Annotated in this window: 2 protein-coding genes; both read right to left on the bottom strand. The window is 63.0% G+C overall.

Annotated features, from left to right (window positions below):
- Positions 1-459: 459 nt before the first annotated feature.
- A protein-coding gene (locus ACWEKS_RS49010; RefSeq protein WP_452346557.1) for an IS5 family transposase occupies positions 460-1,256 on the bottom strand; the annotation gives its coding sequence in 2 pieces (ribosomal slippage) (positions 460-926 and positions 926-1,256; 798 coding nt in all).
- Between the two features lie 607 nt (positions 1,257-1,863).
- Positions 1,864-2,972: DUF6537 domain-containing protein (locus tag ACWEKS_RS49005; RefSeq protein ID WP_452346556.1), on the bottom strand; the 1,109-nt coding region annotated here is incomplete at its 5' end.

The following is a 2,972-nucleotide window of genomic DNA, read 5'->3' as shown; positions in this document are numbered from 1 at the left end:
TCGGAGCACATGATCAGGCGAAGGCCGCCTACCTGTCCGGCGAATCCTCAAGCAAGCCAATCAGTCTCGTCCAGAGGATAAAGAACAAGCTAAGCTAAGACATCTGATGATCTCTTTCTTGCTCTTGCCTTCGGTATGCCGCCGGGCGGCGTAGGAGCGGGCGCGCGGGTCGTTGCCGAGCCGGTTGATCGCCAGCACATGCAAGGCGCGGTTGGCTTCTCGGTTTCCACCGGGATTAGGCGGTGGCGCGTCGTCTTGCCTGAGCTGGCGGGAATTGGTACGGCAGCGCACGTATGCGCGAACACCGCCTCCGAATGCAACCGGTCCGGGCTGTCACCCGCAGCGATGAGCAGGCAGCGCCGGTGTCGGGGCCGATGCTGACGGGATTCCGTGGTTCGGTCCATCAGGCGGACCGAACCACGGGCCGTCAACCGCGAAGATGAAGATCACTTAGAACTCCTAACAAAGTGAGAGGTTGTTCAGTCGGCGCCAGCAGATGATGCCGCAGGCCAGGCTGAGGAAGGCTTCGTGGATGTCGTCGCGGATCTCCCAGCGGATACGCAGTCGTCGGAACCAGTGCAGCAGCGCAAAAGACTGTTCGACCACCCAGCGGTGCACCCCCAGCCCGGAGCCGTGTTCGATACCACGGCGGGCAATGAACGGAGTTATTCCCTTGTCACGCACCAGCTTGCGGTACTTGTCGTGGTCGTAACCGCGGTCGGCGTAGAGGGTGTCCGGGCGTCGGCGAGGACGCCCGCGTCGGCCGCGGACCGACGGGATCGCCTCGATCAAAGCCATGAGCTCGGTGACGTCGTTGCGGTTGCCGCCGGTCAACGTGACCGCCAGCGGGATGCCGTGCCCTTCGGTGATCAGATGGTGTTTCGAGCCTGTTCGGGCACGGTCGACCGGGCTCGGTCCGGTTTTGGGCCGCCTTTGAGCGCTCGAATGTGGGAGCCGTCGACCACCGCCCTCGACCAATCCAACGCCCCCGCGGCGTTCAACTCGGCCAGCAGTGTTTCGTGCAGCCGCTGCCAGACCCCGGCCGCGTGCCAGTCCCGCAGCCGCCGCCAGCAGGTCATGCCCGACCCGTATCCCAGCTCCTGGGGCAGGAACTCCCACGGAATGCCGGTGTAGAGCACGAACAAGATGCCGCACAAGACTTTTCGGTCGTCGAGGCGCTTGCGGCCGGGATGTTGTGTCTTGCGGGGGACCACCGGCAGCAGGGGTGCGATCCGCGCCCACAACCCATCATCGATCTCCCAGGGCCTACGTTGCGCCGTCGCGCACCTCCACTCACAAGCAACACAGAGGGAACACCAACCAGCCCAGCATCATTCCCCCCACTAGCCCCATTCTGTTAGGAGTTCTTAGGCATGGTAAGGGTGCGGATGACTTCGATGCCGAGATCTGCCAGGGATGTCAAAGTTCCGTCGGCGAGGTCAAGTCCGTCGCGACTCGGTCCTGTCCCGTTCGTTGCCGACGAAGCGACCTTATCCGTCGAGCGAGGTCGCTACGGACGGTGCGGTCCCACAGGACATGATGTAGCGCGCGTACCGCTGCCGGATGACGGTCTTTGGCATCTTCAGCCCCGATCGCTGCGTTGACGCCGGCCGTTTATGGTGATCTGCGTATCACAGTGCTGGGCTGTGATCTCGTGGCCGAGGAACCGCGCCGCCTGGCCGGCGGCATAGGTGATCAACCTCCTTGATTGCGACAACTCCGGTTTCAGCTCTGCACGCGGAAACGCCGCAATCCGTGCCTTTGTTCTGTTCGGCTTCGTTGCCTGTGACCGGCGACCCATCGGCCATCACCTCTCGTGTGGATGAATGTTGCGTGGGAGGGCTTTCCAGGCCGGGAACGGTCTCATAGCCGAAGGCGCGGGGGCTGGTAGCTGAGTTCACGCAGGCGCTGGCAGTAACGCTCGATGTTGGCGAGTTTCACCGATTCGTAGCCGCGCACAAGATCTGCTGCCTGAGCCAGGGCTGTAGCGGTGTCATAGGTGTTGGTGGTCAGCGAAGCCGCGGCATCGAGAACCATCGTCCGGTAATGCTCGACAAGGACACGCTCTGAGCGGCGCATTGCGGTGTAACCGAAGGGATCGAAGATGGTGCCGCGGAGAGGTTTAGCCTTCGCGAGCAGCCGCAACGCGATATGAGTGCGGGGCCCGAACCCGATCTTCTTCTTGCGGCCCAGCGACTGCAGGGCAGGGGGGTGGAGCCGATAGGTCATATTGGCCGCACCTGCGAATTGGGCTGCGACAGCAGCAGTGAACGCGGGGTCGGTGAGCAGGCGAGCGACTTCGTACTCGTCCTTGTAGGCGGTCAGTTTGAACAGTTCGTCGACGACGGCCGTACTGAACTCGGTTCGATCACCGAGTAGACGTTCGGCGTTCCATACCTCTTCGACGACGGCCAGATAATCTGCTGCGGTCGCGCAGTTTTGATACGCGGTGAGTTCTGCGGCGCGGCGTGCGACCTGCTCGCGGAGGGGTCCGCTGATCGTGAGGTTCTGCAGGAGCTTCGTCGGCAAGGTCGGAATGGTTCGTGCGGGCACGGGGGTTGATGCGGCGACCGCGGCGTCGAAGGCATCTGGGTTGGCGACGGCGGCACGGCCCCATCGGAATGCCGCCAGGTTGGCTTCGACGGCGACGCCATTGACGCGGATTGCTTCTTCGATTTCCGCGCTTGGGACAGGTAACGCTCCAAGCTGGTAGGCGGCACCGACGAGCAGGAAGTTCGCTGGCGCCGTTGTACCGAACAGGGCATCGGCGGCGGCGAGAGCGTCGAAACTGAAGAGTTCGCGACAGGACACATCGATACGCGAGACCAGGTCCTGCTGCTCGGGATAGCTGACAGTCGAGTCGTAGACCATCGCCCCGGTTGGTGTTTTGCTGGTCGAAGCGACCGCGACGGTGCGCGAAGCGTCGGTATACGGCAAGTTCTTGTTATCCGCTGCTGTGAGCAGATCGAACG

It is taken from the genome of Nocardia sp. NPDC004711 (assembly GCF_053601595.1).
This window is presented reverse-complemented; position numbering and strand designations above follow the sequence as displayed.